Below are 24,525 nucleotides of genomic sequence, written 5' to 3' on the forward strand. Positions count from 1 at the left end.
CCCTCGAAGCTTGTGCCGCACTGACACCACGCTTCGTCACCAATTCCACCGCTTCCTGCTTGAACTCACTGCGGAACATGCTTCTCGTCATGTAAATGCTCCAGTTGCATAAACACCTTAGCTCGGTCCCCACAAAACCGGCAGCAGGCCATCACCAGGTGAAGGAGCCGTGGCTCCAGCGAGATTACGTCAGCCCCGGAGACGCTTTACAACGGCTGGACGCGATAGAGCGATAAGGGTGGCTTCGCCGATATTGCGGCTGGGCTTGCCTCCGAACATGGCGAAGCGAAGACACTCCTGATCGATGCGGCTTACCTCAAAGCATGCCAACAGCGATCAATCTAGGTGCTAAAGTGGTGGCATGCATCACTATGGATTGCTGCTACCATATCTCTGTTTCCCCCTCTTTTTGATTTCTTGTGCTGTTCATCGGTTTTTCCACATTGAACCACTGCCCGCCTTACGACGCTGGCCGGGGGCAAAGAGCCCGAGTTCATCGCGGTATTTGCTGACCGTCCGACGTGAAATCGACAATCCCGTTTCCCGGAGCCGCTCAACGATCTCTTGGTCCTTTAAGGGAAACCTCTTGTCCTCTTTCGTGATCCACTGCCGGATCTTATGCATCGCAGCGTGTTTTGTCTGCGGAGCGTCGCCATAGGGCACCGCGTTGCAGAACAATGCTCGCGCGGGAACGTACCTCTGGCCGCAAAATATCGTCAGCCCATTTAAAATCCGGCTTACCGTGGACTCGCTTACGCCGATATCATCCGCAATCTCATGCATCCGCATCGGGCGCAGCGCGGGAAAACCGGCCTCTAGGAACGCATGCTGGCGCATGAACATCGCCGACACCAAAGACAGTGTTGTGGTGTTTCTAAGCTCGCACGCCCTTTTCAGCGAGCGCGCTTCCTCTATCAGGTGCCGCAACTCTCGGTGATGGCGATCATGGCTCTGTTTGAGCGTGTCGAGGTGTAGCACTCTGATCTCCGGGAAGCTGGACGTGTTCAGCTCGACGGTCAGTTCTCCATCGACCATGGATACAGTCGCGTCATCGCTCTTGCTCGGCGCTTCGTGAAAGTCGAACCTTGCGCCGGGTTTTGGATCCATATGTCGAATGTATTGGACACGTTTGAGGAGGCCGGCTCTATCGCAGCCAACGCGCTGCGCCATCTGGTCCGGATCGAGGCGCCGCAAGGCATCGAGATGCAGGATGATGGTGCGCATGGTATCATCCAGCTGGCCCCGTTCAGCGGCCTGCAAGGTGATGCATTCCCTGAGGTTTCGTGCAAAAAGGCCTGCGGGGTCCAAGGTTTGCAGCCGACCCAGCATGTCCTCGCAGTCGCGCAAGTCGAAACCTGATGTGGCGGCGACCTCTTCCACCGACGCACCGAGCCAGCCGCTGAGTTCGAGTTCCTGCACGAAGGCCAGAGCAATGTCATAATCCCTTGCACAGTAGCAGATGTAAGGCAGCTGTTTGAAAACATGTCGGAAAATGCCGCGATCATCTGCCTCCGGCACGTCCGTCAAAAAGTCGGAACTGTTTTGGGGTATCGGACCGAGTGCTGCGCTTTCACCGTCTTTGAGTTCGACAAAGGGATTTCTCTCGAGAGCACCCGCCAGAAATTCCTGCATTTCCGCTCGGTTCATCCGCAGGATCGCCATTGTTTGGATCATCGCTTTGCTGACGACCTTGCCTTGGCGCTGGACCTGTGAAAAATTCACCGACATGGATTGCCCCTGATATGCCAGTATACCCTGCAAACTGCGCAGATGCAGCGATTTGCCGCTGCGGACCATTGCCCGGAGGGTGCGCTCTGATAGGCTGTCGATGACCGGGCTTGGATAACGGAACGATGCCGCAGCTTTCTGGACATAGCACGCCGGTGTCGCTGGAGCGATACTATGCGGGAATGTCGCCGCAGCTGCTGGCGCGCACCCGTCAGATGTGGTCTGCGCGCGGTCTGGATCTGGACGCGGCATGGCAAGAGACGATCTGCCGTCTGCGGGGATACTGTACGGTCGACCACTGCACCGATGAGATTGACAGCATCCCGATGGATGGCGTCTTCATGTTCGACCAGGCGGTGATCTGGATCGCATCGCTGCGCGAGAGTGCCGGAATTGCAATGCAGATGCAGGGGACGCGGTTGATCCGCCAGCAATGGGAGGCACTCCACGCGCTGACGTTTCGCATGATCGAACAGCTGGATGCGGTGCGGCTCTTGTCTCTGACACAATTGCCCTCGCCATCGATGCAGATTGCCCGGTCGATATCCGAAGATGTGGATATGGCCCTCGCATTTCTCTCCCGCCCTAAACTCGCGCGGCGCTTCGTGGCCTGTGCGACCGTTGACGAGGCAAACGAATTCTGGCGACGCCACATTGCCGGCGGCAGGGCGTTCAGAGCGGTGACCGAGCAGCTTTACAGGGCAGGTTTGGAATTCGACCAAAGCGGTGAATACGAAACCTGGCGCAAAAGCGTCAAAGCCACCCTGGGGACAGCAGTGCACACCTCGTTTCGCCCGCCATCTCAGCCAACGCTCAACGGCACGCCGGGCAGCTTTCGCGAGAGCAGTGATTGCCATTTTTTCGTGACATTCCGATTGCACGAGATGTGTGCCTATTCTCATGTGCTTCAAAAAGATCTGCGCGAAGATCTGGACTCCATCTCGGAGCATCTTGGCGCTGAGGACGGTCTGAATTTGGGGGCGTGGACCTCGCGCATCTCCGAGATCACGGTGGATCAGCTGCGGTGGAGCCTTGCCGGCGGGGCGACGGAAGATGCCGCGGCTGTTGCACGACACCCCTAGTGGCGTGGGTCTGTCTGCGGCGGACCGCTTTCACCCTTTGCAATCCACTGTGCGGCGAGGACGAGGGCCCCCATGGCAAAATCCTTGCCATGATCCTCGATCATCTCCTCTGAGAGTTCGGCAAGTTTTGCAAACAGCCTGTCCTTGTTGATTTCTTCTTTCGACAACTTCTCTTCCATTGGTGTCTCCAGTCTGGACTACGGTGTTATTTGAACAGTTGCGCGGGGAAGGTCACGATGGCCGCCTTGCCGGAGGCAAAGCCCATGGCGAGATGCTCGCCCGTTCTTGACCACCCCAAAGCGCTCACACTCGTCCCCGTTTCGTGATGCAGCATCATTTCCTCGGGCGTTCCCACACGCGCGATCGTTGCAAGACCGTTGGCATAGCCGGTCGCGATCAGATCGAAGGTGGGGTGGGCGGCAATGGTATCGATGACGACAAGCCCCGGCTTGCCGGTCGACAAAGGCGTCCCCGGCAGATCGTCATGCGGCAGATCCGTGCTGGACCAGCCGGCCAGACGATAGGCGCCGGAGGTGACCAGAGCGTTTCCCTTTTCACTGAAGGCGACGGTGCGCACAGGGGCGGGATACCCTTCGACACGTTGGACGTGCTGCGAGGCCAGATCGATGATGTGAAAATGCCTGTTGCTTGACCCGCAGGCGAGATGGCCGCTTGTGTCGTTCCAGACGATATCGGTCACCGGGCCGTCGCAACGGATGTGGCAGTCGGTGCCTGATGTGTCCTTCAGATTGATGAGGCTCAGCCGACCCTTGCCCCAGGCCGCGAGTTTCGTACCATCAGAGGAAATTGATTGGCAGGTCACGGGGTGACCCGGATCGACCTGGGCAAGTACTTCCATATCCGGCGGATTGTGCAGGGACAATGTCGCGCCCCGGGCAATAGATATCAGTTCCCCTGACGGGCTGCTGCATATCGAGGTAACGGTGGTATCGCCGGGCGTGGCTTTGGGGACCACCTGACCGCCCGCGGTGATTTGCACCAGGCTGCCCTGCGTGTCTACACCCGCAAAGCCCTGGCTGCCGAAGCGCGTGACCGGCAAGCTGCGATCCAAAAGCAGTTGAGGCGAGATGACGGGTGCAACGGGGTTCTCGCGCGGTCTGATCGTGGTTCGTCCGGTCTCGAGCTCCATACGTGTACGTATTTTCGGGCTCTCGGCGTCCTTCAGCGCAGCAAGCGAGATCTCTCCCGAAGCCAGCCTGAAAAGCACCGCGGTATCCTCGTGATTGAACGCCACCTGAACCACGGCCTCCTGCAAAGTCCACTGCCGTGCGAGCAGGTCAAACAGCTTCAATCCGGATGTGTCGTGTTCACCCATGCTCAGCCCTCTTCTTGTGCCGCTTGTTCGATCTTTCGGTCCAACTGCAATAGCTCCTCTTCGAGCGTGTCGATCCGTTTGCGACAGGCATCGACGTCGTCGTCTGTCTGGTCCTGTGCAGCAGCAGTCGAGGGACACGGGTATTCCATCATCAACAAAACGCTGTTGCCGCTCTGCATCTGCAGGGCGCGCAAACAGTCGGCATTGGCCTGGGATAGGGCGCTGATCAACGACATCCGCTTCTGGAACAGGCTGTCGAGGGTGTTGGATTGACCGGTCATTCAGCTGTCCTCTATGAAGTGGGAGGTGAGAGGTGAAAAATGTGGCAGGGGGAGGCCGCGCTGTGGAAAGGGACGCGACACTGCGGTTCTTCGTCGCGTTGGGCAAGGTCAGCACACGACTTGCCGGCGCAGAGAGTGGCATTGCACGAGCCGATGCGAATACTGTGGCCGATCCCCAGCCGGCAAAATTCGTCGCCGCACAAGATGAGCTTGCAGGTCTTGATGATGATCTGCGGGATCAGATATTGCACGAGGTCCACCAGCAGATGAGCCGCGATGTCTCTGCCATCTGGGACAATATGATGGCGGCAAAACCGGTCGGCCGGCCCAACTGAACTGACAGCGTTCAGGGCGCATCCCCCTAGAGTGAAACCTGTTTTTGCCGCCTGCGTCACGCCTGACCCTTTCGCAGATATCAAGACAGCGGAGCCGCGCGCTCAGGGCCCCCGGCATTGGCGTTGATGCGCCTTGTCCGATCAGTACGGATAGATCTGAATCGGGCGCCGCCTGGGCTTCTCCGCCGTCCGAAGGATAACACTTCGCGCGCCCGTGACGAAGAAGGCGCGGTGCAAGTAAGGTCGTTTATTGCGCGTTTTTTCGGCTCGGCGATTCAGGTTCGTATCGCTTCGTTACGCAGTGTAACGCCAATGGTTTCATAAGTTCACATTGCCCTTGATACGGTGCAATCGCCGCCCTGATTTGACCCGAATCACTTGGCCGAAACTGCGAGGCTTGTTGGGGCGGCGCATGGTCCAAATCTTGGTGGATTTGGTCCGAAGGTGCCGGGAGCAATCCGGACCGATCAAAGGCGGTCTCCTCGCCAAGTGTTCCTATGACAGCCCTCCGACCGCACCGGCCGCCAACTTGATGTGTAAAGCCGAGGATGAGGAGAACGCCCCTGCGGTGTAACGACCTGTAAAGTTTCAAAACACATCGGCGGTTTGCGAAGACCGAAGCGCAGAGTGTTGTTTCGCGCAGTTCAAAAAGAGCCAATTTTTAAAGCCCTTGAAAACAACGGGTTGAGCGGAATTTTAAAATTTTCTCAAATTTTTTGAAGCGCCATCCCAATTTTGGCACGGAACTTGCAGCTCCCCCTGCATAACGCCGCGTTTCCAGCACATGGAAGCCGTCAAGAACGAAGGAATGGGGAGAAGGTTCCAGACAGTGCGCGCATCCACCTCGCGAATGGGTGGCCGGGTCATTGCCGGGATACTGCTCCCTCCAACCTTTGCCGTGATGTGAATGACGAGCTCTTTCGGCCGCGCATGTTTGCGCCTCGCCGAGGAGCTGGTCAGGCAACCGGCAGCATTTGCTGCCTCCAAAAGACCGATCCTGTCGGTCAAACCACAAGGAGACTCATGGCATGGCGATAACGCTAAACAAGATCACCTCCCAACGGGGGATCTCGGTGGGGGAAGCCACCAAGAAGATTTCTGATCTGGGCTGGAACCCCACCTATGTTCAGGAAGCCAATACCTTCCCGACAGACTACAAGATCACCAAAGCTCCACGCGATCCGATGAAACAGGTGCTTCGGTCCTACTTCCCGATGGAAGAAGAAAAGGACAACCGGGTTTACGGTGCGCTGGATGCAGCATTGCGCGGTGACATGTTCAGCAATGTCGAGCCGCGCTGGATCGAATGGATGAAGCTGTTCCTCGCGATCATCCCCTTCCCGGAAATCTCTGCGGCCCGGTCTATGGCGATGGTCGCGCGTCTGGCACCGGGTGAAGACCTGCGGACGGGGTTCACCATGCAGATGGTCGATGAATTCCGGCACTCCACGATTCAGATGAACCTGAAGAAGTGGTACATGGAGAACTACATCGACCCTGCCGGGTTCGACATCACCGAAGAAGCCTTTGGTAAGTGCTATGCGACCACGATCGGTCGTCAGTTCGGCGAAGGCTTCATCACCGGTGACACGATGACCGCGGCCTGCATGTATCTGACGGTTGTGGCGGAAACGGCCTTTACCAACACTCTGTTTGTGGCCATGCCGTCGGAAGCCGCGCGCAACGGGGACTATGCGCTGCCAACTGTGTTCCTGTCGGTTCAGTCGGACGAAAGCCGCCATATCGGCAACGGCCACTCGCTGCTGATGGCTGCTCTAAAAGAGCCAGAGAACCATCTGCTCCTGGAGCGGGACCTGCGGTATGCCTTCTGGCAAAACCACGCCATCGTCGATGCGGCCATCGGCACGTTCATCGAATATGGCACCACGAACCGCGACAAGGAAAAGGAATCCTACGCGGAGATGTGGCATCGCTGGATCTTCGAAGACTACTACCGGACGTACATGCTGCCACTTGAGAAGTATGGCGTGAAGATCCACCACGACGATGTTCAGGAAGCCTGGAAGCGGATCACCGAAAAGAACTATGTCCATAAGGTCGCGCAGTTCTTCGCCGTGGGCTGGCCGGTCAACTTCTGGCGGATCGAGGCCCAGACCGACAAGGACTTCGAGTGGTTCGAGCACAAGTACCCGGGCTGGTACGCGGAGTTCGGCGACTTCTGGAAGTGGTACGAAAAACTCAGTGTGCCCGGCCAGAAGGTCCTGACCTTCAACGAAGAGGTGGGCTACGTCTACCCGCATCGCTGCTGGTCGTGCCTGGTGCCCTGCCTGATCCGCGAAGATACCGTTGTCGATGAAATCGACGGCAAGCTTCACACCTTCGCGCATGAACTGGACCGCTGGACGGCGGTGGAAGCCTTCGCGAATGAGTATCAAGGGCGTCCAACCCCGGCCATGGGCAAGTTCTCCGGCAAGCGGGAATGGGAAACCGTCTACGATGGCTGGGATCTGGCGGATGCGATCGTCGATCTCAACTTTGTCCGGGACGATGGCAAGACGCTGGTGCCGCAACCGCATCTGCGCTTTGACAACAAGGACATGTGGACGCTCGATGACGTGCGCGGACATACCCTGGCCTCACCGCTCAAAGCGCTGCGTGCCATGTCCGAAAGCGACCGCGAGGCCCATCTCGCGGAATATCGCGCGGGCTTCACCATCAACCCCTGCAACTGAAAACACCTGTCGAGGCCGTTCGCGGCCTCGACACCCCCAGCACTGAACCGAGATCCGGCACTCCGGTCCGGATCGCAGGAGACTTGAAAATGAGTGAGACCTACAACGTCCGACTTGAGCCGGTTGGTGTGGAATTCGAGGTCGAGGAAGACGAGACGATCCTGGACGCGGCGTTCCGTCAGGGCATCGCGCTGCCGCATGGGTGCAAGGAAGGGCAATGCTCGGCCTGCAAATGCGTCCAGAACGCGGGCGACACCGAAATGCTGAAATATTCGACCTTCGCCCTCAGCGATTACGAAAAGGAATCGGGGCATATCCTGATGTGCCGGACCGTTGCCTATAGCGACGTGGAAATCGACCTTCTGAATTACGACGAGGAGCTTCTGTCGAAATCCATCCCGGTAAAGAGCTTTGACGGGCGTATCGTTGATTTCCGGAAACTCACCCATGACATCCGCGGCGTGGACATCGAAATCGACGGGCCGCTCAAATTCTGGGCAGGCCAATATGTCGACATCACGGTCACCACCGAAGCGGGGGAGGCGATTACACGCTCGTTCTCCATGGCAAATCCGCCGAGCGAAGCCCAAAAACTCTCCTTCATCATCAAAAAATACCCCGAAGGGAAATTCTCGGGCGAGCTCGACGCCGGCGGCATCAAAAAAGGCGCCTCCGTCTCGATCAGCGGACCCTTCGGAATGTGCTTCCGACGCGAAGACCGAGAAGGACCGGTAATTCTTGTAGGCGCCGGGTCGGGCATGTCGCCGGTCTGGTCCATCCTGCACGATCATATGGCCAGCGGCGAAGACCGACCCGTGCTGTTCTTCTACGGTGCACGTACGCAGGATGATCTGTTCAAACTGGATGAGATCGCGGAACTGACCAAGACGCACCCGCAGGTCACCTTCATCCCCGTGTTGAGCCATGCCGAGGAGGATGAAACTTGGCAGGGGGAGCGCGGTTTTGTACATGAGTGTGTCGATCGTCGCCTGAAAGAGCTGGACGTCGATAGCGAAGGCGATGTCTACGCCTGTGGTCCTCCCCCGATGATCGACGCGCTCACCCCGGTGCTCTTCATGAACGGTTTCGAAACCGAACGGATTTTCTTCGACAAGTTTACGCCAACTTCCGGTTCATCGGCCCTGCACTGACATTTGGGCTGATCGCTAGTCGCGTAGATTTAACCAACCAAGGGAGGCTATCATGGTAGCAACATCAAGTTCCGTCGGCTCCGGCGCCGCAGGTTCGGCCACATTCGTGGGATCAACCAGCCGCAAGTACAATTACTTCGAACCCAGAGGCAAACGCGCCACACATTACGAAGACGTCACCGTCGACGTGCAGCCCGATCCGGAACGGTACCTGATCCAGGATTGGATCATCGACTTCGGCGGCGCCAAAGGGGGTGGGGCCTATCAGAAAGACTACACGGCGGCGTTAAGCTCGAACTGGCATGCTTTCCGAGCCCCTGATCAGGAGTGGGAACGCACCCATTACCAGCGCCAGTCCAAGATCTGCACCATGGTTCAGTCGGTGATCAGCAATGCGCGCAAGGCTGGCGCGCCGGCCGCTTTTGACAAGGCTTGGAACCGCATTCTGCAAGCGCATCTGGGCGCCTGGAAACACGCGGAATTCGGGCTGGGCACCTCGCTCATGCAGGCGCAGCGCTACGGCTACACGCAGATGATCAACAATGCGACGCTGACCAATTCTTCCTACAAGATGCGTCTGTCGCAGGACATCACGCTTTATCTTGCCGAGATCGGCATGGACATCGACGGCTGGGATGACGAGTTGGGCAAAAAGGCCTGGCTTGAAGATCCGATCTGGCAGCCCACCCGCGAAGCGGTCGAGACCATCATGGGCAGCGAGGATTACCTCGAGCAGTACTTCGCCATCAATCTGGTCTTCGAGCCTCTGGTTGGTGAATTGTTCCGCTCCGGGTTCCTGATGCAGGCGGCCGCTGCGAACAACGATTTCATTACGCCCCCGGTGATTTCGGCCGCCGAGGCCGATTATGAACGGAATTTGGCCAATGCCATCGACCTGATGTACCTGCTGGTCAACGACGAAGAACATGGGTCACACAACAGGGCGCTGTTGCAGTCCTGGGTGAAAAAGCACGGCGATCTGGCGGACAAGGCCGCCGCGGCCTTGCAGCCGATCTGGTCGCAGCCCCATTCCAAACCGGTCTCATTCGAAGATGTCAAAGCCGTGTCGCACGAGCGGCTTGGCCAGATCTTGAATGAACTCGGCCTGACCCGCTGATTGAAGGGAGACTTAGCAATGTCAACAACAGCTCGTGACGCAACAAAGCAGAACATCTTCAAATCCATGAAGGATATCACCTTTGATCAGACGATTTCGCATCAATGCGGGGTGACCATGAACGATTCCGTCGAGGCCCGTGCCATCGCGGAATTCATGGATGAAGATCCAAACGTCACCGTGACCCATAACCCCGCAACGATCCGTGTGGATGGTGAGGGAAAACTGGTCTTCAAGATGGATGAGATCGGCGAATACCTGGGCCGCGAAATGACGGCCGAGACATTCGAGGTCAACACATCGACCCACTACGGACGCATGGTGCGGGTGGACGATAACACCGTGGTTCTGCTCGGCAATATGGACGATGTGATGGAGTATATTGAATAGCGCGAAACACACCGCAAACCCGGTCTCGTGCCGGGTTTGTCGCCCAAATCTTCAAGATCACCATTCGAAAATTCCCAGGAGGTACAAATGTTTGTCACCAAGGACGGCAAGGAAATCTTCATTGTGGACGGCCACACCCATTTCTGGGACGGCAGCCCTGAAAACCAAAGCAATGTACACGGCAAACAGTTCATCGACTGTTTTTACGCCTATCATACCAACCTGAGCCCGCCCGAGGAGTTGTGGGAGAAGGAGCGGTTCGAAAAATACTCAGAGGATGACATTTACCGCGACCTCTTTATCGACGGCCCGGATGATGTCGCCATCATCCAGTCCACCTATCTGAAAGACTTCTACAAGAACGGTTTTTCCAGCATCGAGCGCAGCACCACGATGGCCGAGCGGCACCCCGAGCGGTTCATCATCAACGGATCGTTCGATCCGCGAGATGGGGAAAAGGCGCTAGAATATATTCACTACATGAAAGAGACCTTCGATATTCAGGGGGTGAAGATGTACACCGCCGAATGGAACGGCGAGAGCAAGGGCTGGGCGCTGAACGATCCCGCCGCTTACCGGTGTTTCGAGCTCTGCGACAAGCTCGGCATCAGGAATATCCATGTCCACAAGGGCCCGACAATCATCCCGCTGAGCAAGGATGCCTTCGATGTGCACGACGTGGACCATGCCGCAACAGATTTTCAAAACCTCAACTGGATCATTGAACACTGCGGATTGCCACGGCTGGATGATTTCTGCTGGATCGCGACACAGGAAACCAATGTCTACGCCGGTCTCGCGGTGGCCTTGCCCTTCATCCATTCCCGACCGCGTTATTTCGGCGAGGTGATCGCCGAGCTTTTGTGGTGGATCGGCGAGGACAAGATCCTCTTCGGATCGGACTACGCGATCTGGACGCCGAAGTGGCAGGTTGAAAAGCTCTGGGACTACCAGATCCCGGAGGATATTTCAGCTGAACGTGGCGGCGTGCAGCTGACCGATGAGATCAAGGAGAAGATCCTCGGTCTGAATGCGGCGAAGCTCTACGACATCGACGTATCTGCCAAGAAAAAGCAGCTGAGCGCCGCACCGGTGCAGATTGCGGCGGAGTAACGCGATGTTTTCCGAGATACACAGAACGGAGCTCGAAGCAGAGGTCTGGGACTGTCTGCACCGGGTGACCGACCCCGAGCTCGATGAACCCATCACCGATATGGGATTTGTCGAGCGGATCGGGGTGGATCAGGACAGCGGACGGGTGGAAGTCGATTTTCGGCTTCCCACCTATTGGTGCTCGCCCAATTTTGCCTTCCTGATGGGCTTCGATGTGCGCATCGCCGTCAGCAGGTTGCCCTGGGTCAAGACCACCCGCATCACGCTGAACGATCACTGTTTCGCTGATCGCGTCAATGAAGGCGTCAACGGTTCGAGGAGATTCGCGGAAGTCTTCGCGGAATACTGTGATGGCGGCGATCTGGAGAGCGTGCGCCTGACATTCCAGGAGAAGGCCTTTATTCGGCGTCAGGAAGTGGTGCTGCTTGGGCTTGAGGCACGTGGCTTCACGGGTGACGACATTGTTGGAATGACGTTGGAGATCTTCGATGGCGTCACATTCCAGGGACAGGAGGAAGCCCGGCAAAAGCCAAGGTATCGCGAACTGCTTGTCGCACGCGGATTGGCACTAAGGCCCGATGATCCGGCCTTTGTCACCTGGGAAGGTGCGCGTCTGGAGACCCAGGGGTTGCGCGATTATCTGGCGCGGTTGCGTGGCGTTCGGATCAATATGGAATTCAACGGCGCCCTCTGCCGTGGTCTGCAATCGACCCGCTACAAGGAAGTCAGGATCGGTGCGGACGGTCCGACGCTGGTCGATTTCATTCAGAACCGGGTGCCGCCCCGAGAATCCACTCCGGCAGAAGCCGGGGGCGCGCGCTGAGCCGCTTTCGGCTCGGCGGCGAACACTTAACACCAGAACATGACCGGAGGACCATGCTCCGGCAGGGAGAGACAGATGGCTAAGTTATTGACACATAATGGGGCCGCCCGGGCTGCACTGGCGCGCGGCGTTGGCAAACTGGCGGCAGCCGTGGAGCCGACGCTTGGCCCCAAGGGGCTGAACGCGATGATCGACCGCCCGGTCGGCACACCGCTGATCACCAGAGACGGCGTGACCATTGCCTCCGAGATCGAACTGCCGGACCGGTTCGAGAACATGGGCGCGCAGGTGGTGCGGGAGGTGTCGATGCAGACCAATGAGGTGGCCGGCGACGGCACCACGACGGCGATCGTTCTGGCCAACGCCCTGATCCAGGAAGGCGTGAAGATAACTGAGCAGGGGGTCAAGCCGGTCGATCTGTGCAAGGGCATAGAGCTGGCGGTGGAACGCATCATTGAAGGGCTGGATACCTCCTCGCGGTCCTGCGACGACCATCCTGAATATCTGAATGCGGTTGCACGCGTATCCGCCACCGATACGGAACTGGGGTCTCTGGTGGCCGAGGCCTTCAATCGCGTCGGCAAGGACGGTGTGATCACCGCGGATTTCTCTGTGACCATCGACACGACGCTGGAGGTTGTCGAAGGCATGTCCTTTGAGCGCGGCTATATCTCGCATCATATGGTGACCGATCAGGAAAACATGGAAGCGGTGCTCGACAACCCTCTGATCCTCTTGACCGACCAGAAAATCCTCAACCCCGACATCTTGAAGAATGCGAGGCGGATTGCGGAGGAAGAGGCCCGGCCCCTGCTTATTGTGGCCGAGGAGATCGCGCCGGAGGTGGTGATTTCACTGATGGATGGCGGCGGTGCCGGCAAGTATCTGATCGTTCACCCGCCGGAATACGGGCACTGGCGGGCGGCGATGATGGATGATCTGGCGATCCTGACAAATGGCGAGGTTCTGGCCCGCGACTTGGGCAAGAAAATCGAGAACGTCACGCTGGCCCAGCTGGGTGGCGCGCAGCAGGTCAAGGTAAGCGCTTCGTTTACCGCGATCATTCGCGGCGAAGGCAATGCGGATGCGATCCGGGCGCGGCGCGATCAGGTGCAGCGCCAGCATGACGTGGCCCCGCCGAATATCGAACAGGACAAGCTGCGCGAGCGGGTTTCGAAACTGTCGGGCGGCACGGCCGTGATCTATGCGGGCGGTTTCACACCGGTGGAGCAGAAACGCAAGATACAGCTCATCGAAGACTCGCTCTGTGCGGTCAAGGCCGCGGCGGAGGACGGCGTCGTGGCCGGCGGAGGCACGGCGCTGGCCCAAATCGGATCCACGCTGGAGGACCTCGTATCGGGCAACGAAGGCGACATCTGCGCGGGGGTCAATCTGGTGCGGTCGGTGCTGACGCGCCCCGCCGAACGGATTGCCAGCAACGCGGGTGCGGACCCCAATGCGGTGATCGCCTCGGTCGCCGATGGCCAGTCGGGGTACGGCTATGACGCCAACAGCGGCGCCTTTGTCGATATGTTCGAAACCGGCATCATCGACCCCGTCAGGGTCACCGCCAGCGCGCTGGTGAATGCAGCCTCCGTCGCCACGTTGATCCTGACCACCGAGACGCTGGTCGGTGATCTTGAGGAGGGGGAGGCCGACCCCACGGAGGGGCCGGCCCTGGGCGGCGGTGCCGAGCTACTGGGCCGTCCCTGACCTCACCTTGAGCGCAGCAAAGATGCTGCCGTCCAGTCCAGCGCAGAAAAGGAACACGATATGAGAGCTGCCAGGCTATACGACTACGACCCCGAGATGAACGTTCAGCTCAAGATCGAGGATGTCCCGGCCCCGACGGTCAACGGGCCGGATGACGTCATCGTCAAGGTGGGCGCGGCGGGGCTCTGCCGCACCGATCTGCACATCATCGAAGGGGTCTGGAAAGACGTGATGGACGCCGATGGTGGATTGCTGCCCTATGTCATGGGGCACGAGAACGCCGGTTGGATCGAGGATGTCGGATCCAACGTGACCTCGGTCAAACCGGGCGATGCGGTCATCTGTCATCCGCATCGCAGTTGCGGGATCTGCCTCAATTGCCGCTATGGCCACGACATGTACTGCGACCACGGGCTCTTTCCAGGGTTGGGGCTGGATGGCGGTTTTGCCGAGTATTTCGTGACCAACGAAAGCTCTGTCATCAAGCTGAACACCAACATCACGCCGCTTGAGGTGGCGCCGATGGCGGATGCGGGCATCACCGCCTACCGCGCCGCCAAAAGAGCGGCGGGGCTGGTCAATCCGGGAGGGTATGTGACGGTCCTGGGTGTCGGCGGTCTGGGTCATATCGCGATCCAATGCCTGAAGAACCTCTGCGGCGCGCGGGTCATCGCCATTGACCGGGAGCCAGGCGCCCAAGCCCTGGCCAAGGATTTGGGCGCGGATATCGTGCTGGACGGCGGGGCGGATCTGATCGAGCAGGTCAAGGAGGCAACCGGCGGCGGCAGTGATGTGGTCATCGACTTCGTCGGTGAATTGGGTGTTGAAAACATTTGCTGGAAACTGCTGCGCCAGGGCGGCGAGTTGATCGTCGTCGGCTATGGCGGCACGATTGAGGTGCCGACGTTGGAACTGGTCATTAACGAGATCAAGATCGGCGGCAGCCTGGTGGGCGATTACACCGAACTGGTCGAGTTGATGGAGCTGAATGCCGACGGTTTGGTCAAGATGCACTACACCGAATACAAGCTGGACGATATCAACAAGGGCATCGATGACTTCAAGAACCGTCGCTTCACCGGTCGGGGTGTCATCGTCCCCTAACGCGGGTTGCGACGCCCGTCGCGGTGGCTGGAGGACGTCTCCGGCCGAGCCGGGTGTGCACTAGGCGGGGTCTACTTGCATCGCTCCAACCCGTATTGCTTTATCTTCCGATAGAGGGTCGGGCGCGAGATACCCAAGGAGGCAGCGACTTTGGTCAGATTGCCATCGGACATCTTGATGGCGCGCTGGATCGCGTGCGATTCAATCTGATCGAGATCCATGTCGTCCGTGGTCACGTAGCTCTTGGACCCGGTCGCAAGAAGACTCGTATCCGGTTCGGTGATGTCTCTCGGCAGATCCGCCAGCGTGACGACCGTGTCATTGTGCAAAAGACAAATCCTTTCAATGACATTGCGCAATTCGCGCACATTTCCCGGCCACTGGTAATCGCGCAAGGCAGCGACAGCCTCCGGCTCAAAAACAAGGGGCGCGCGATCGAACTTTTTTGAAAGCTTCTGGTTGAAATGACTCAGCAGCAGATCGATATCCCGGCCGCGGTCGCGCAAGGGCGGGACGTCGATGATGATGGTGCCGATGCGGTAGAACAGATCGCGACGGAAGCGGCCTTCCTCGATGTCCTGCCGCAAGTCGCGGTTGGTGATGGCCACAAGCTGCACGTCGATCGCCCGACGCTTGTGGCAACCGACCCGGTAAACCGCACGCTGTTCCAGCGTGCGCAACAGATAGCTCTGAAGCTCCAGCGGCATGTCGCCAATTTCGTCAAGGCAAAGCACACCGCCGTCGGCCTGCTCAAATTTGCCCGGCTTGCCCTCGCGAAGGGCGCCGGTGAAAGCTCCGGCAACATGCCCGAAAAGCTCGCCCCCGATCAGCTCGCCGGAAATAGCGGCACAGTTCACCGCCACATAAGGCGCGTTTTGGCGGCTATGATGGCTGTGGATCAAACGCGCAAAGAGCTCTTTGCCGACCCCGGTTTCGCCCTGCACCAGAACCGTGACCTTGGCCTGAGCGGCACGGCGCGCAAACTCAAGTGTCTCCAGCATCTTGGGGCACTCGCCGATGATCTGTATCTCCTGTTCTTCCACACCTCGACGCGGCGAAATCTTGATGCCACCCGGGTTTGCGGGCATTTTGGCAGCAGAGGTTTTTCGCGGCAGGATCAGCGCTGCCCCCTGCACACCCGCGCCGGCCTTCAGGATATCGATGGCCTTGGTCGTCAGTCCCGCAGGTAAGGCTGCAGCGACTTCGCCGTCGGACATGCCAGGGTCAAGGCTCAGCAATTGTCGGCCCACAAGCAGATCGCCGCTGCGACCATTACCTGCAGCTTCCGTGTTCTTGCTGTAGACAATCCGGCCGGACTCGTTGAGCAGAATGATAGCGTCGTCCTTGTCGCGCGGGTTCGGCAGGTCGATAAACGCCTCCAGGAGCGAGGTGCGTTCGTCGCGTTGATGCTCCGCCAGTGCGATTTCGATCTCGCGCGCTGCGGCAACGACAAGCGCCACGTTGTGGCGGCGAAAGATATCGGGCGGCCCGGACAAATCCACGACCCCGATCACCGTCCTGTCGAGCGGGTCGAAAATGGGCACGCCGGCGCAGGTCCATGCCTTTATACCCTGGCAAAAATGTTCGGAGGCATGAACGTACGTGGGCATGCCGGTTCTGAGGGCCGTGCCGATCCCATTGGTGCCGATGACGGCTTCATCCCAGACCCCGCCGACTTCGAGGCCGATCTCTCGCCCAGTATCAAGCGTTTTGGAATCGCCGGTTGCCTCGATCACCGTTCCTTTCTGATCGGTCAGCAGAAGGATCGCCCGTGATTCATTCAGATGTGGCGCCAAGCGTTGGAACGCATACTTTGCAGCACGACACAAAGCGCGGTTTTTGCGCCGCAACTCCTGCACGCTGTCCTGAGACATTTTCTGAGGGGTCGAACGGCAAAGGGCATTGATACCATGATCCGTACAGCGTGCCCAGGATTCCAGGATTTCAGCTCTTACGGAATTTTCGATGTCCGCGCTTGCCACGCCGCGATCGACAAAGCTCTCCCAGGCGCGCATCGTATCGCGTTGTATGGTGTCACCGGCCCAGGGTGTCTGGGTGGATGTTTTGCGGCTTCTGGGACGGAAGTAGGTTGATCGCATCAAATCTCATCCACAAGGTTCAGCCATTGCATGGCATGCCTGCTCAGGAGAAAGCAGCGAACGATTAAGGTTGTTCTACAAACCCAGTCGATCTTTCATAACGTCGGAAAACTTATCCTCGATATCACGCGTCTCGATGATCACGCCGTCAAACTCTGTGAGGCGATCATGCGTTTCCTCATCCAGCGGCGAGAAAAAACCGTTCTTCTTGGTCGCAAGTGCAAAGTATTTCTGACCGTTCTTGCGGCGCATCTCACCCAGGAACACAAGTTGCTTTCCGGAATTTGCATCCATGATCACAACTCGGCCATTCAGACTGATCTTGAGAACGGGTTCGGGCTCCGCCGGTCTGCTGGTACGCTCAAGCAGATGGATGCTGAGCCCATCGGATTTGGGCGCCTCTTTCGCTTGCGTCATGGCCGCACGTGATCTGGAAAACCCTCCACCGCTGATCTGATCCGCGAGACGGTGAATTGTTTGCCTGTTTTCGCTTATGATGCGCTTGGCCACTACATCTTCACGTCGTGGGCCTTCTTTTTTGGAAAATATATCAACCATTTGTCTGTCTTCCTCCCCAGATGCCGCTCCGCAGCGTCGCGTGAACATAGGCCAATGTCATTGCTGGACGTCCAAGCCTCCTCCTCAAGAGCTCAGACAGCGAATGCGTTACTGTGACCAATTGCGACCGACTTCACAACTACATCTGTGCTGGTCAGCTTACGTGGATAGGCCGCAAAGATCAACAAAATAAGGCGAACCTGAAACCGTGAAGCAGGAATTTGCATTGCGTGGGCCGGTCTGTTCGTTCAGACTGGCGGCAGATTTTCACATTGCGCGTGGCGTTTTTTCGAATGGTTTTCGGTGCGGGCGTAGCTGGGGTCCAGACCAGTTCGGGCGCTGCCTCTAACGCCTGTCAAAGATAAGTCTGCAAATCGCCCCGCTTCGGTTTCAAAGGTGGTTTTTCTGTATGATCCGGGCCTTTGCATTCCAAGATACAGAGGCGATTGTATCTATCTGGCGTCTTGCAAGTCAGACATCTCACCCCTTTCTAAGCGGCGCCTATCTGGACAGCCTGCAGAATGTGATACGGAAGCGTTTCATAGATCTGGCCGAGACATGGGTCTGGCAGGACGAAGATTTGCCGGTCGGGTTCGTTTCGGTTTTGCAGGGCGAAATAGCTGGCCTTTATGTCCTGCCCGAACATCAGAGCCGCGGGATAGGGCGTGCGCTGTTGAGCCACGTCTTGTCTAGCCTGGGTACCGTCAAATTGGATGTTTTTGCCCGCAATCGAGCCGGTCACGCGTTCTATCGGAAAATTGGCTTTTTTGAAATTGGCAGGCGATTTGACGACACGTCGGGCCATGAAGTCATTCGCATGTGTTATGCACCATGACAGAAGGTCGCCACTTGATTTTTTAACCTGCATGATTGGATAAGTGAGGCTGACTCTTGGGGGGGGCGGTGTAAAGGCAAATACCCCGCGGAACTGATCGGTTTGTCGGAGCTTTTGTGAAAGATATTGACCATTTGATGCTGGCGATAGGCTCTTTTGCACAAATCGGGTTATGGGCGAGGTTACCCCTTCCCCGGACAGGCTTATCCTACAGCTTCCGTGACGGGAATGCCGAGAGCCGTATAGCCGTTTAGGACGGCGATGCGGACCTGAAGCTCCGCGACCTGGCGGTCGCAGTCCCTTGCCATGAGCCTCTGGCCCAGCAGTTTCACGCAATGCATTTTCGTCTCGACGCGGCTCCGGCGGTGACTGCCTTCCATGGCTTCGCATTCTTTCGGGGCGGGATGACAGCGTGGGCACCGTGGTCGGCAATGGCGTCGTGGCATTTGCGTGTGTCATAGGCACCATCGGCAGTGACGCTGCCGATCTGCTCGTCCTCTGGGGTCTGGCTGAGCAAGTCGGGTCGCACCGGTGCGTCACCGATATGGCTCCCTGTGATCTCGCCGGCGCGGACCTCCTGTTTCCTTGTCGATCCCGAGATGGATGTTGCGCCAGACCTGTCGTTTGGGGCCACCATGCTTGCGGGCGTGCCACTCGCCTTCGCCCTCGACCTTGATACCGGTGCTGTCCACTGCCCGGCAGTGGTTTGCTTGCAAACCATGAGAGGGGATCAGCAGGTGCAGCGGTCCCTTTGATCCGCGATACGGGATGTTGACGGCCAGGGTCTTTTGACGGCGGCTGAGTGTGCTGAAGTCAGGCACGGCCCAGTCAAGGCCGACCAGCCGCAAAAGGCTTTCTACAAAGCCCGTCGTCTGCCGCAAAGCCATGCCAAATAGGACCTTCATCGTCAAACACGTCTGGATCGCGGTATCACCGTAGGTCTGCTGACGCCCGCGCCTGCCTGTCGGCACGGCATCCCAGTTCACGGTGGGATCGAACCAGATCGTCAGCGAGCCCCGGCGCTTGAGCGCTTCGTTATAGGCTGGCCAGTTATTCGTCTTGTAGGTAGGGGGTGTGGGTCTGCTCATGCAAATCAGCTACCACGCTGGATTCACAACATGAATCCCTCATCCGATTTGTGCAACAAAGCCTGCTGACGGCATGAAGGTCGGGTATTGGCCATTGATCTCGATTCGAACGCTCCGCGACCGATGGAGGAATGGATCGATACTGCACCTGCACCAATATGTTACCAGTTTCTCTGCAAGCTACGTACAAACGAACAAGAGCGTTTTCTGATGCCTTTCCCAAAGTTTATCTCCGACTGGGTCGAGCGATAGAAGACGTGCCCAGAATGGAAACCTACCTAATTGCCGCCGTTGGCCTGTCGCCGCTCGCGAGGGGCTAGACCGGCCCAATCCGTGTGCGGTATGTGTGCAACATGGTCCCGAAAACCGGATCGCGGACCATAGGAGAACCAAGAATGCCCAACAACGCAGCCACTGCGGCAGCGAGATTGTCTTGTGCGCCTATGATGGATTGGACAGACCGTCACTGTCGTGTCTTGCATCGGCAACTCAGTCGCGAGGTGCTTCTTTACACCGAAATGGTTACCTCGGCGGCGCTCGTGCGGGGGGGGGCGGTGCACCTGCTCGCGTTCTCACCGCAAGAACATCCGGTCGCGTTGCAGCTCGGCGGGTCGGATCCGCGGGAACTGGCGGCAGCCGCCCGGTTGGGGCAGGAGGCGGGCTACGCGGAGATCAATCTGAACGTGGGCTGCCCGTCGGATCGGGTTCAGTCGGGCAGCTTCGGGGCTGTTTTGATGCAGGAACCGGCCCTTGTGGCCGATTGCGTGGCCGCCATGCGCGCCTCGGTTGACGTGCCAGTGACCGTGAAGTGCCGGATCGGTGTGGATGATCAGGTCCCTCAGGACGTGCTGCCGGATTTCCTGGCACGCATTGTTGCGGTTGGCTGCGAACGGGTTACCATACACGCCCGTATGGCGTGGTTGCAGGGGCTGAGCCCCAAGCAGAACCGCGAGGTCCCGCCGCTTGACTATCCGCTGGTGATGAAGATGAAGGAGTATTTCCCCAATCTGCATATCTCCCTCAACGGGGGTGTGACGACGCTGAAAGAGGCGGCAGGTTTTCTGGAGATGGGGCTTGACGGTGTGATGATCGGGCGCGCGGCCTATCACACTCCCGCAGATATCCTGTGTGACGCGGACCGGGTGATTTTTGGCAAAGACCAGGGCACGACCGCCGAAGAGGCCGCCCGCGCGATGCTGCCCTATATCGAGGCGCATGTCAGCGCGGGCGGTAAACTGGCGCAGGTCACGCGCCATATGCTGGGGCTGTTCACCGGCCGACCCGGGGCAAGGGCCTGGCGACGGCTGCTCTCGGAAGGGGCGCATCGGCCCGGGGCCGGACCCGATCTGGTAGAGCAGGCACTGGCACAGATCGTGCCGCAGGCGCGCCATGCAAGCTAGGCGGGCGTCAGGACGGCAAACGGAATGACGGCCACACCGCATGATCCGGCGCTGCTGATCGAGATGGCCGCGCTTCTGCTGGGCGTGGGCGCTTTCGCCGGGGTGCTGGCGGGTCTGCTGGGGGTGGGCGGTGGCATCGTGCTCGTGCCGGCTTTCTTCTTTGTCTTTTCGGCCCTTGGGTATGACAGCCCGCAACTGATGCAAATGTGTGTTGCGACCTCTCTGGCGACAATCATCGTGACCTCCGCGCGTTCCGTCGCCAGCCATCACCGTGCCGGGGCGGTGGATTGGGCGATCCTGCGCGGCTGGGCCACCGGCATTGTGCTGGGAGCCTGCATCGGGGTGCTGGTTGTGGCGCAGCTGCGGACCGCGACCTTGCAGATCATCTTTGGCGGGCTGGCCTTTGGTGTCGGGCTCTACATGGCCTTGGGCAAAGCGCATTGGCGTCTGGGCACTGAAATGCCTCGGGGGGTAAGCCGCGCCGCGCTGTCGCCGCTGATCGGGTGTCTGTCGGTGCTCATCGGTGTCGGGGGTGGCAGCTTTGGCGTGCCGCTGATGAGCCTGCATGGCCGACCTATGCATGTTGCGGTTGCCACGGCGGCGGGCTTTGGCTTTTTGATTGCGGTGCCGTCCGTGTTGGGCTTTCTGATGGTTCAGATGCCCCCGGCGGAGCGTCCGCCCTTGACCATCGGCGTGGTCAATTTCGCGGCCTTCGGGCTCACCGTTGCCATGACCCTTATCACGGCTCCGCTGGGGGCCAGGCTCGCCCATCGGCTGGATGCGGTGGTGCTGCGCCGCGTCTTTGCGGTGTTCTTGCTGTTGGTCGCGGCGAATATGATCCGAAAGGCTCTGGGGGGATGAGCGATTTCCTTGGCAAGGGCTGGGCGGTTTTCGCCCCGGAGCCTGCGGTCCGCGATTGGGCGACCCATGCGTTGGTCGGGGCGCGACGGGCATTGAAGGACCCCGATCTCGCCCGTTGGTATCAGTGCGAAGAGACGTGGTTTGTCGGTCTGGATGCGATGCAGAACGACGCCTGTGGCGCGGTTGCGGGTTCCGCACCGCTATCTGGGGCAGCGGTTGATTTTATCGCGGCCCATTGCGGCGGCTGGCCTGCCTTGCACAAAGGGCAGCTTTCCGGCGTCTTTCCGGGCTATCCACGCCCGCGCGCAGGCGAAACGGAGGCCGGCTTCCGCTACAGGCGCAACCGGGACGCGGCTCACGTGGATGGTGTCCTCGGCGTTGGCACGCCCAAGCGTCGTTTCGTGCAGGAACCGCATGCCTTTATTCTCGGCCTGCCCCTGACCCAGGCCGCCCCCGATGCCGCGCCCCTCGTGGTCTGGGAGGGGAGCCACCTGGTGATGCAACGCGCTTTTGCGCAAGCCTATTCGGGCTTGGATGCGGGTCATCTGGCCGAGGTCGATGTCACCGACGCCTATCAGGCCGCCCGGCGCGAGGTTTTTGAGACCTGCACACGGACTCAAGTGCATGGGCCTCCCGGTTCGGCCTATGTGGTGCACCGGCTGGCTCTGCACGGGGTTGCGCCCTGGTCCCGGACCGCCGAGGCCGCCCCCGAAGGCCGCCTGATTGTCTATTTCAGACCACCCATGCCGGGCGGGGTGCGGGCCTGGATCGACGCAGCCTAACGACCGGCGCGTTAGCCCCTTGGCAAGGCGCGTAACTGCAACTATACGCGCAGCCTGATCCATCAGAGGAACCGGGCATATGGTTGGCAGCGCAAATCTCAACATCATGATAAAAGCCGCGCGCCGGGCAGGCCGGTCGCTGGTCAAGGATTTCCGCGAGGTCGAGAACCTGCAGGTCTCTATGAAGGGGGCCGGTGATTTTGTCAGCCGCGCGGATCTGAATGCCGAAAAGATCCTCAAGGAGGACCTGATGGGCGCGCGTCCCACCTATGGCTGGCTGGCAGAGGAAGGCGGCGAGGAAGAGGGGCAGGACCCTACGCGTCGTTGGATCGTCGACCCGCTGGATGGCACCACCAACTACCTTCACGGGCTGCCGCATTGGGCGGTCTCCATCGCGCTTGAGCACAAGGGCCAGATCGTGGCCGGCGTCGTCTTTGACCCCGCCAAGGACGAGATGTTCTTTGCCGAAAAAGGCGCGGGCGCCTGGCTGAACGAGAGCCGTCTGCGGGTGTCGGGCCGCAACCAGATGATCGAAAGCGTCTTTGCCACCGGCCTGCCTTTTGGGGGCCGGGCCGATCTGCCGGATACCCTGCGCGAATTGGGCCGGGTGCTGCCGGGCTGTGCCGGGGTGCGCCGCTGGGGGGCGGCGGCGCTCGATCTGGCCTATGTGGCTGCGGGCCGCTACGATGGTTATTGGGAACGGCGGCTCAACGCCTGGGATGTCGCGGCGGGTGTCGTGATCGTGCGCGAGGCGGGCGGGTTGGCCGAACCGCTGGACCCAAGGGGCAACATTGTGGCTGACGGGACGGTTGTCTGCGCCAATGAGCCGCTTTTCACCTCCTTTGCAAAGCTCGTGCGGGGCTAGCTGCGCGTCGGACGGTCCTTGGGGTGATTGATCCCATCCGTGGTCGGCAGGGGCTCAAATTCCTGCGGCAGGACGCCGTCGAAACAGCCCAGGTTGATGCCGGTCTCCGCCGGGTCACTGCGGCGCTGGTGATGGGTATAAATCCCGCAGGTCTTGCAAAAATAGTGCTGCGCGGTGTTTGTACCCCAGGTGTAGAGCGTCAGGTTGTCCGCGCCCTGCATCACCCGCACGCGGGCTGTCAGGGCGGTGACCGCAGCAGCACCGCGCCGGCGGCAGAACGAGCAGTTGCACCGGCCTGCCGTGGCGAGCCCACCGGGCAGAAACGCCTCGAGCACCACCGCGCCGCAGTGGCATCTCGCGGTCCGGGTTTCGCCATCGCGGCTCATCTGCGGGGGACTTTCGGAATGCGGCTTTCAACCAGCCTGTAGCGGGCTTCGGGATGGGGCGGATGCCCGTGGGTGCGCCGCCAAAAGGCCGGCCCGCCGCGCCGCAACCAGAACGGCAGTGCCAGAACCAGCCCGGCCACAAACCCGCCTGCGTGGGCCCAATAGGCGACGCCGCCTTCATCCGCGCTGGCGCCGATGCCGCCAATGAATTGCATCCCGAACCAGACCGCCAGAATGATCCAGGCCGGGATCGGCAAAATCTTGAAGATCACCACAATGATGATGAGGATATCGACCTTTGCTTTTGGAAAGAGCAGCAGATAGGCCCCCATGACGCCTGCAATGGCCCCGGAGGCGCCAACCGTGGGGATCGTGGTCAACGGCTCGATCGCATATTGCGACAGGGCGGCGATGATCCCGCAGGCCAAATAGAACATCAGATATCGCCAGTGGCCAAAGGCGTCCTCGATGTTATCGCCGAAAATCCACAGAAACAGCATGTTACCGGCCAGGTGCAAGACACCGCCATGCAGAAACATCGATGTCACGAGCGTATAAAAGCCGTCACCGGCGGACAGGCGCGCAGGGATCATTGCCCAGTCGATCCAGAAGGTGTTCATTGCGCGCACATCGTTCATGATCCCCAGATAGCTGAGGAAGATGCCGATGTTGGCCGCCATCAGCATATAGGTCACATAGGGTGTGCGGCCCGAAGGATTGTGGTCACGGATCGGAAACATGGCGTCAAGCTGAGCGATTGACCGGGGCAGGTCAAGCCACCCCGG

23 protein-coding genes and 2 pseudogenes are annotated in these 24,525 nt (G+C 59.3%); 16 read left to right on the forward strand and 9 right to left on the reverse strand.

What is annotated here, in order from left to right:
- Positions 1-195: 195 nt before the first annotated feature.
- Positions 196-324: pseudogene (locus H7847_RS09620) on the forward strand (IS5/IS1182 family transposase); the annotation flags it as partial.
- A gap of 102 nt (positions 325-426) precedes the next feature.
- Here H7847_RS09620 and H7847_RS09625 read toward each other — a convergent pair.
- Positions 427-1,728, reverse strand: a complete 1,302-nt coding sequence (locus H7847_RS09625) for an RNA polymerase factor sigma-54 (RefSeq protein ID WP_227269272.1) — start codon at positions 1,726-1,728, stop codon at positions 427-429.
- Between the two features lie 125 nt (positions 1,729-1,853).
- Between H7847_RS09625 and H7847_RS09630 the strand changes: the two genes are divergently transcribed.
- A complete protein-coding gene (locus H7847_RS09630) occupies positions 1,854-2,810 on the forward strand; it encodes a hypothetical protein (RefSeq protein ID WP_227269273.1) in 957 nt (318 codons plus the stop codon).
- Here the strand turns inward: H7847_RS09630 and H7847_RS09635 are convergent.
- From H7847_RS09635 to H7847_RS09645, 3 genes are read right to left on the reverse strand one after another with little or no spacing between them, the layout of a single operon-like run.
- Entirely contained in the window at positions 2,807-2,989 is a 183-nt protein-coding gene (locus H7847_RS09635) for a hypothetical protein (RefSeq protein ID WP_227269274.1), read from the reverse strand. The two genes, H7847_RS09630 and H7847_RS09635, sit on opposite strands and share 4 nt — an antisense overlap.
- Positions 2,990-3,015: 26 nt before the next feature.
- Positions 3,016-4,146: a WD40 repeat domain-containing protein gene (locus H7847_RS09640; RefSeq protein ID WP_227269275.1), complete on the reverse strand. Its 1,131-nt coding sequence runs from the start codon at positions 4,144-4,146 to the stop codon at positions 3,016-3,018.
- Between the two features lie 2 nt (positions 4,147-4,148).
- Complete coding sequence (locus tag H7847_RS09645) at positions 4,149-4,427, reverse strand: hypothetical protein (protein WP_227269276.1); 279 nt, start codon at positions 4,425-4,427, stop codon at positions 4,149-4,151.
- 32 nt (positions 4,428-4,459) lie between these two features.
- On the opposite strand from H7847_RS09645, the gene H7847_RS09650 reads away from it, so the two are divergent.
- The 9 genes from H7847_RS09650 to H7847_RS09690 all read left to right on the forward strand — a co-directional run bounded on the left by H7847_RS09650 (position 4,460) and on the right by H7847_RS09690 (position 14,866).
- A complete protein-coding gene (locus tag H7847_RS09650) occupies positions 4,460-4,762 on the forward strand; it encodes a hypothetical protein (protein ID WP_227269277.1) in 303 nt (100 codons plus the stop codon).
- Between the two features lie 1,028 nt (positions 4,763-5,790).
- On the forward strand, positions 5,791-7,455 hold the full coding sequence (locus H7847_RS09655; RefSeq protein ID WP_227269278.1) for an aromatic/alkene/methane monooxygenase hydroxylase/oxygenase subunit alpha: 1,665 nt from the start codon (positions 5,791-5,793) through the stop codon (positions 7,453-7,455).
- An 89-nt stretch (positions 7,456-7,544) separates the two neighbouring features.
- The gene (locus tag H7847_RS09660; RefSeq protein ID WP_227269279.1) at positions 7,545-8,606 is read left to right on the forward strand and encodes an NADH:ubiquinone reductase (Na(+)-transporting) subunit F; all 1,062 of its coding nucleotides are present in this window, start codon (positions 7,545-7,547) and stop codon (positions 8,604-8,606) included.
- Positions 8,607-8,658: 52 nt separating this feature from the next.
- Complete coding sequence (locus H7847_RS09665; protein ID WP_227269280.1) at positions 8,659-9,723, forward strand: aromatic/alkene monooxygenase hydroxylase subunit beta; 1,065 nt, start codon at positions 8,659-8,661, stop codon at positions 9,721-9,723.
- Between the two features lie 18 nt (positions 9,724-9,741).
- Positions 9,742-10,113 carry an MmoB/DmpM family protein gene (locus tag H7847_RS09670; RefSeq protein ID WP_227269281.1) on the forward strand — a complete coding sequence of 124 codons (372 nt, stop codon included), beginning with the start codon at positions 9,742-9,744 and terminating at the stop codon, positions 10,111-10,113.
- A gap of 87 nt (positions 10,114-10,200) precedes the next feature.
- A complete protein-coding gene (locus H7847_RS09675) occupies positions 10,201-11,226 on the forward strand; it encodes an amidohydrolase family protein (protein WP_227269282.1) in 1,026 nt (341 codons plus the stop codon).
- Positions 11,227-11,230: 4 nt separating this feature from the next.
- A complete protein-coding gene (locus H7847_RS09680; RefSeq protein WP_227269283.1) occupies positions 11,231-12,049 on the forward strand; it encodes an iron-sulfur cluster assembly protein in 819 nt (272 codons plus the stop codon).
- Between the two features lie 75 nt (positions 12,050-12,124).
- Positions 12,125-13,762 carry a molecular chaperone GroEL gene (groEL, locus tag H7847_RS09685; protein WP_227269284.1) on the forward strand — a complete coding sequence of 546 codons (1,638 nt, stop codon included), beginning with the start codon at positions 12,125-12,127 and terminating at the stop codon, positions 13,760-13,762.
- Between the two features lie 60 nt (positions 13,763-13,822).
- A complete protein-coding gene (locus H7847_RS09690; protein WP_227269285.1) occupies positions 13,823-14,866 on the forward strand; it encodes an NAD(P)-dependent alcohol dehydrogenase in 1,044 nt (347 codons plus the stop codon).
- 71 nt (positions 14,867-14,937) lie between these two features.
- Here the strand turns inward: H7847_RS09690 and H7847_RS09695 are convergent, their stop codons facing one another.
- Positions 14,938-16,965 (reverse strand): sigma-54-dependent Fis family transcriptional regulator, encoded by a 2,028-nt coding sequence (locus H7847_RS09695; RefSeq protein ID WP_227269286.1) that lies wholly within the window; start codon positions 16,963-16,965, stop codon positions 14,938-14,940.
- A gap of 75 nt (positions 16,966-17,040) precedes the next feature.
- Positions 17,041-17,523, reverse strand: a complete 483-nt coding sequence (locus tag H7847_RS09700; protein WP_227269287.1) for a hypothetical protein — start codon at positions 17,521-17,523, stop codon at positions 17,041-17,043.
- A 409-nt stretch (positions 17,524-17,932) separates the two neighbouring features.
- Between H7847_RS09700 and H7847_RS09705 the strand changes: the two genes are divergently transcribed.
- A complete protein-coding gene (locus tag H7847_RS09705; RefSeq protein ID WP_227269288.1) occupies positions 17,933-18,358 on the forward strand; it encodes a GNAT family N-acetyltransferase in 426 nt (141 codons plus the stop codon).
- 203 nt (positions 18,359-18,561) lie between these two features.
- Here the strand turns inward: H7847_RS09705 and H7847_RS09710 are convergent.
- Positions 18,562-19,446 (reverse strand): annotated as a pseudogene (locus H7847_RS09710) (IS5 family transposase).
- A gap of 395 nt (positions 19,447-19,841) precedes the next feature.
- Between H7847_RS09710 and dusA the strand changes: the two are divergent.
- From dusA to H7847_RS09730, 4 genes are all read left to right on the forward strand, one after another.
- A complete protein-coding gene (gene dusA / locus H7847_RS09715; RefSeq protein ID WP_227269289.1) occupies positions 19,842-20,846 on the forward strand; it encodes a tRNA dihydrouridine(20/20a) synthase DusA in 1,005 nt (334 codons plus the stop codon).
- 24 nt (positions 20,847-20,870) lie between these two features.
- A complete protein-coding gene (locus H7847_RS09720; RefSeq protein ID WP_227269290.1) occupies positions 20,871-21,707 on the forward strand; it encodes a sulfite exporter TauE/SafE family protein in 837 nt (278 codons plus the stop codon).
- The gene (locus H7847_RS09725; RefSeq protein ID WP_227269291.1) at positions 21,704-22,489 is read left to right on the forward strand and encodes a hypothetical protein; all 786 of its coding nucleotides are present in this window, start codon (positions 21,704-21,706) and stop codon (positions 22,487-22,489) included. The genes H7847_RS09720 and H7847_RS09725 overlap by 4 nt, the downstream gene beginning before the upstream one ends.
- A 79-nt stretch (positions 22,490-22,568) precedes the next feature.
- Positions 22,569-23,354 carry an inositol monophosphatase family protein gene (locus tag H7847_RS09730; protein ID WP_227269292.1) on the forward strand — a complete coding sequence of 262 codons (786 nt, stop codon included), beginning with the start codon at positions 22,569-22,571 and terminating at the stop codon, positions 23,352-23,354.
- Here H7847_RS09730 and H7847_RS09735 read toward each other — a convergent pair.
- Both H7847_RS09735 and H7847_RS09740 read right to left on the reverse strand, forming a co-directional pair.
- A complete protein-coding gene (locus H7847_RS09735) occupies positions 23,351-23,740 on the reverse strand; it encodes a GFA family protein (RefSeq protein ID WP_227269293.1) in 390 nt (129 codons plus the stop codon). The genes H7847_RS09730 and H7847_RS09735 overlap by 4 nt on opposite strands.
- Positions 23,737-24,480 (reverse strand): rhomboid family intramembrane serine protease, encoded by a 744-nt coding sequence (locus H7847_RS09740; RefSeq protein ID WP_227269294.1) that lies wholly within the window; start codon positions 24,478-24,480, stop codon positions 23,737-23,739. Before H7847_RS09740 ends, H7847_RS09735 begins: the two co-directional genes overlap by 4 nt.
- Between the last annotated feature and the right edge of the window lie 45 nt (positions 24,481-24,525).

This window comes from Roseobacter weihaiensis (genome assembly GCF_020622345.1).
Taxonomy (GTDB): domain Bacteria; phylum Pseudomonadota; class Alphaproteobacteria; order Rhodobacterales; family Rhodobacteraceae; genus Roseobacter; species Roseobacter weihaiensis.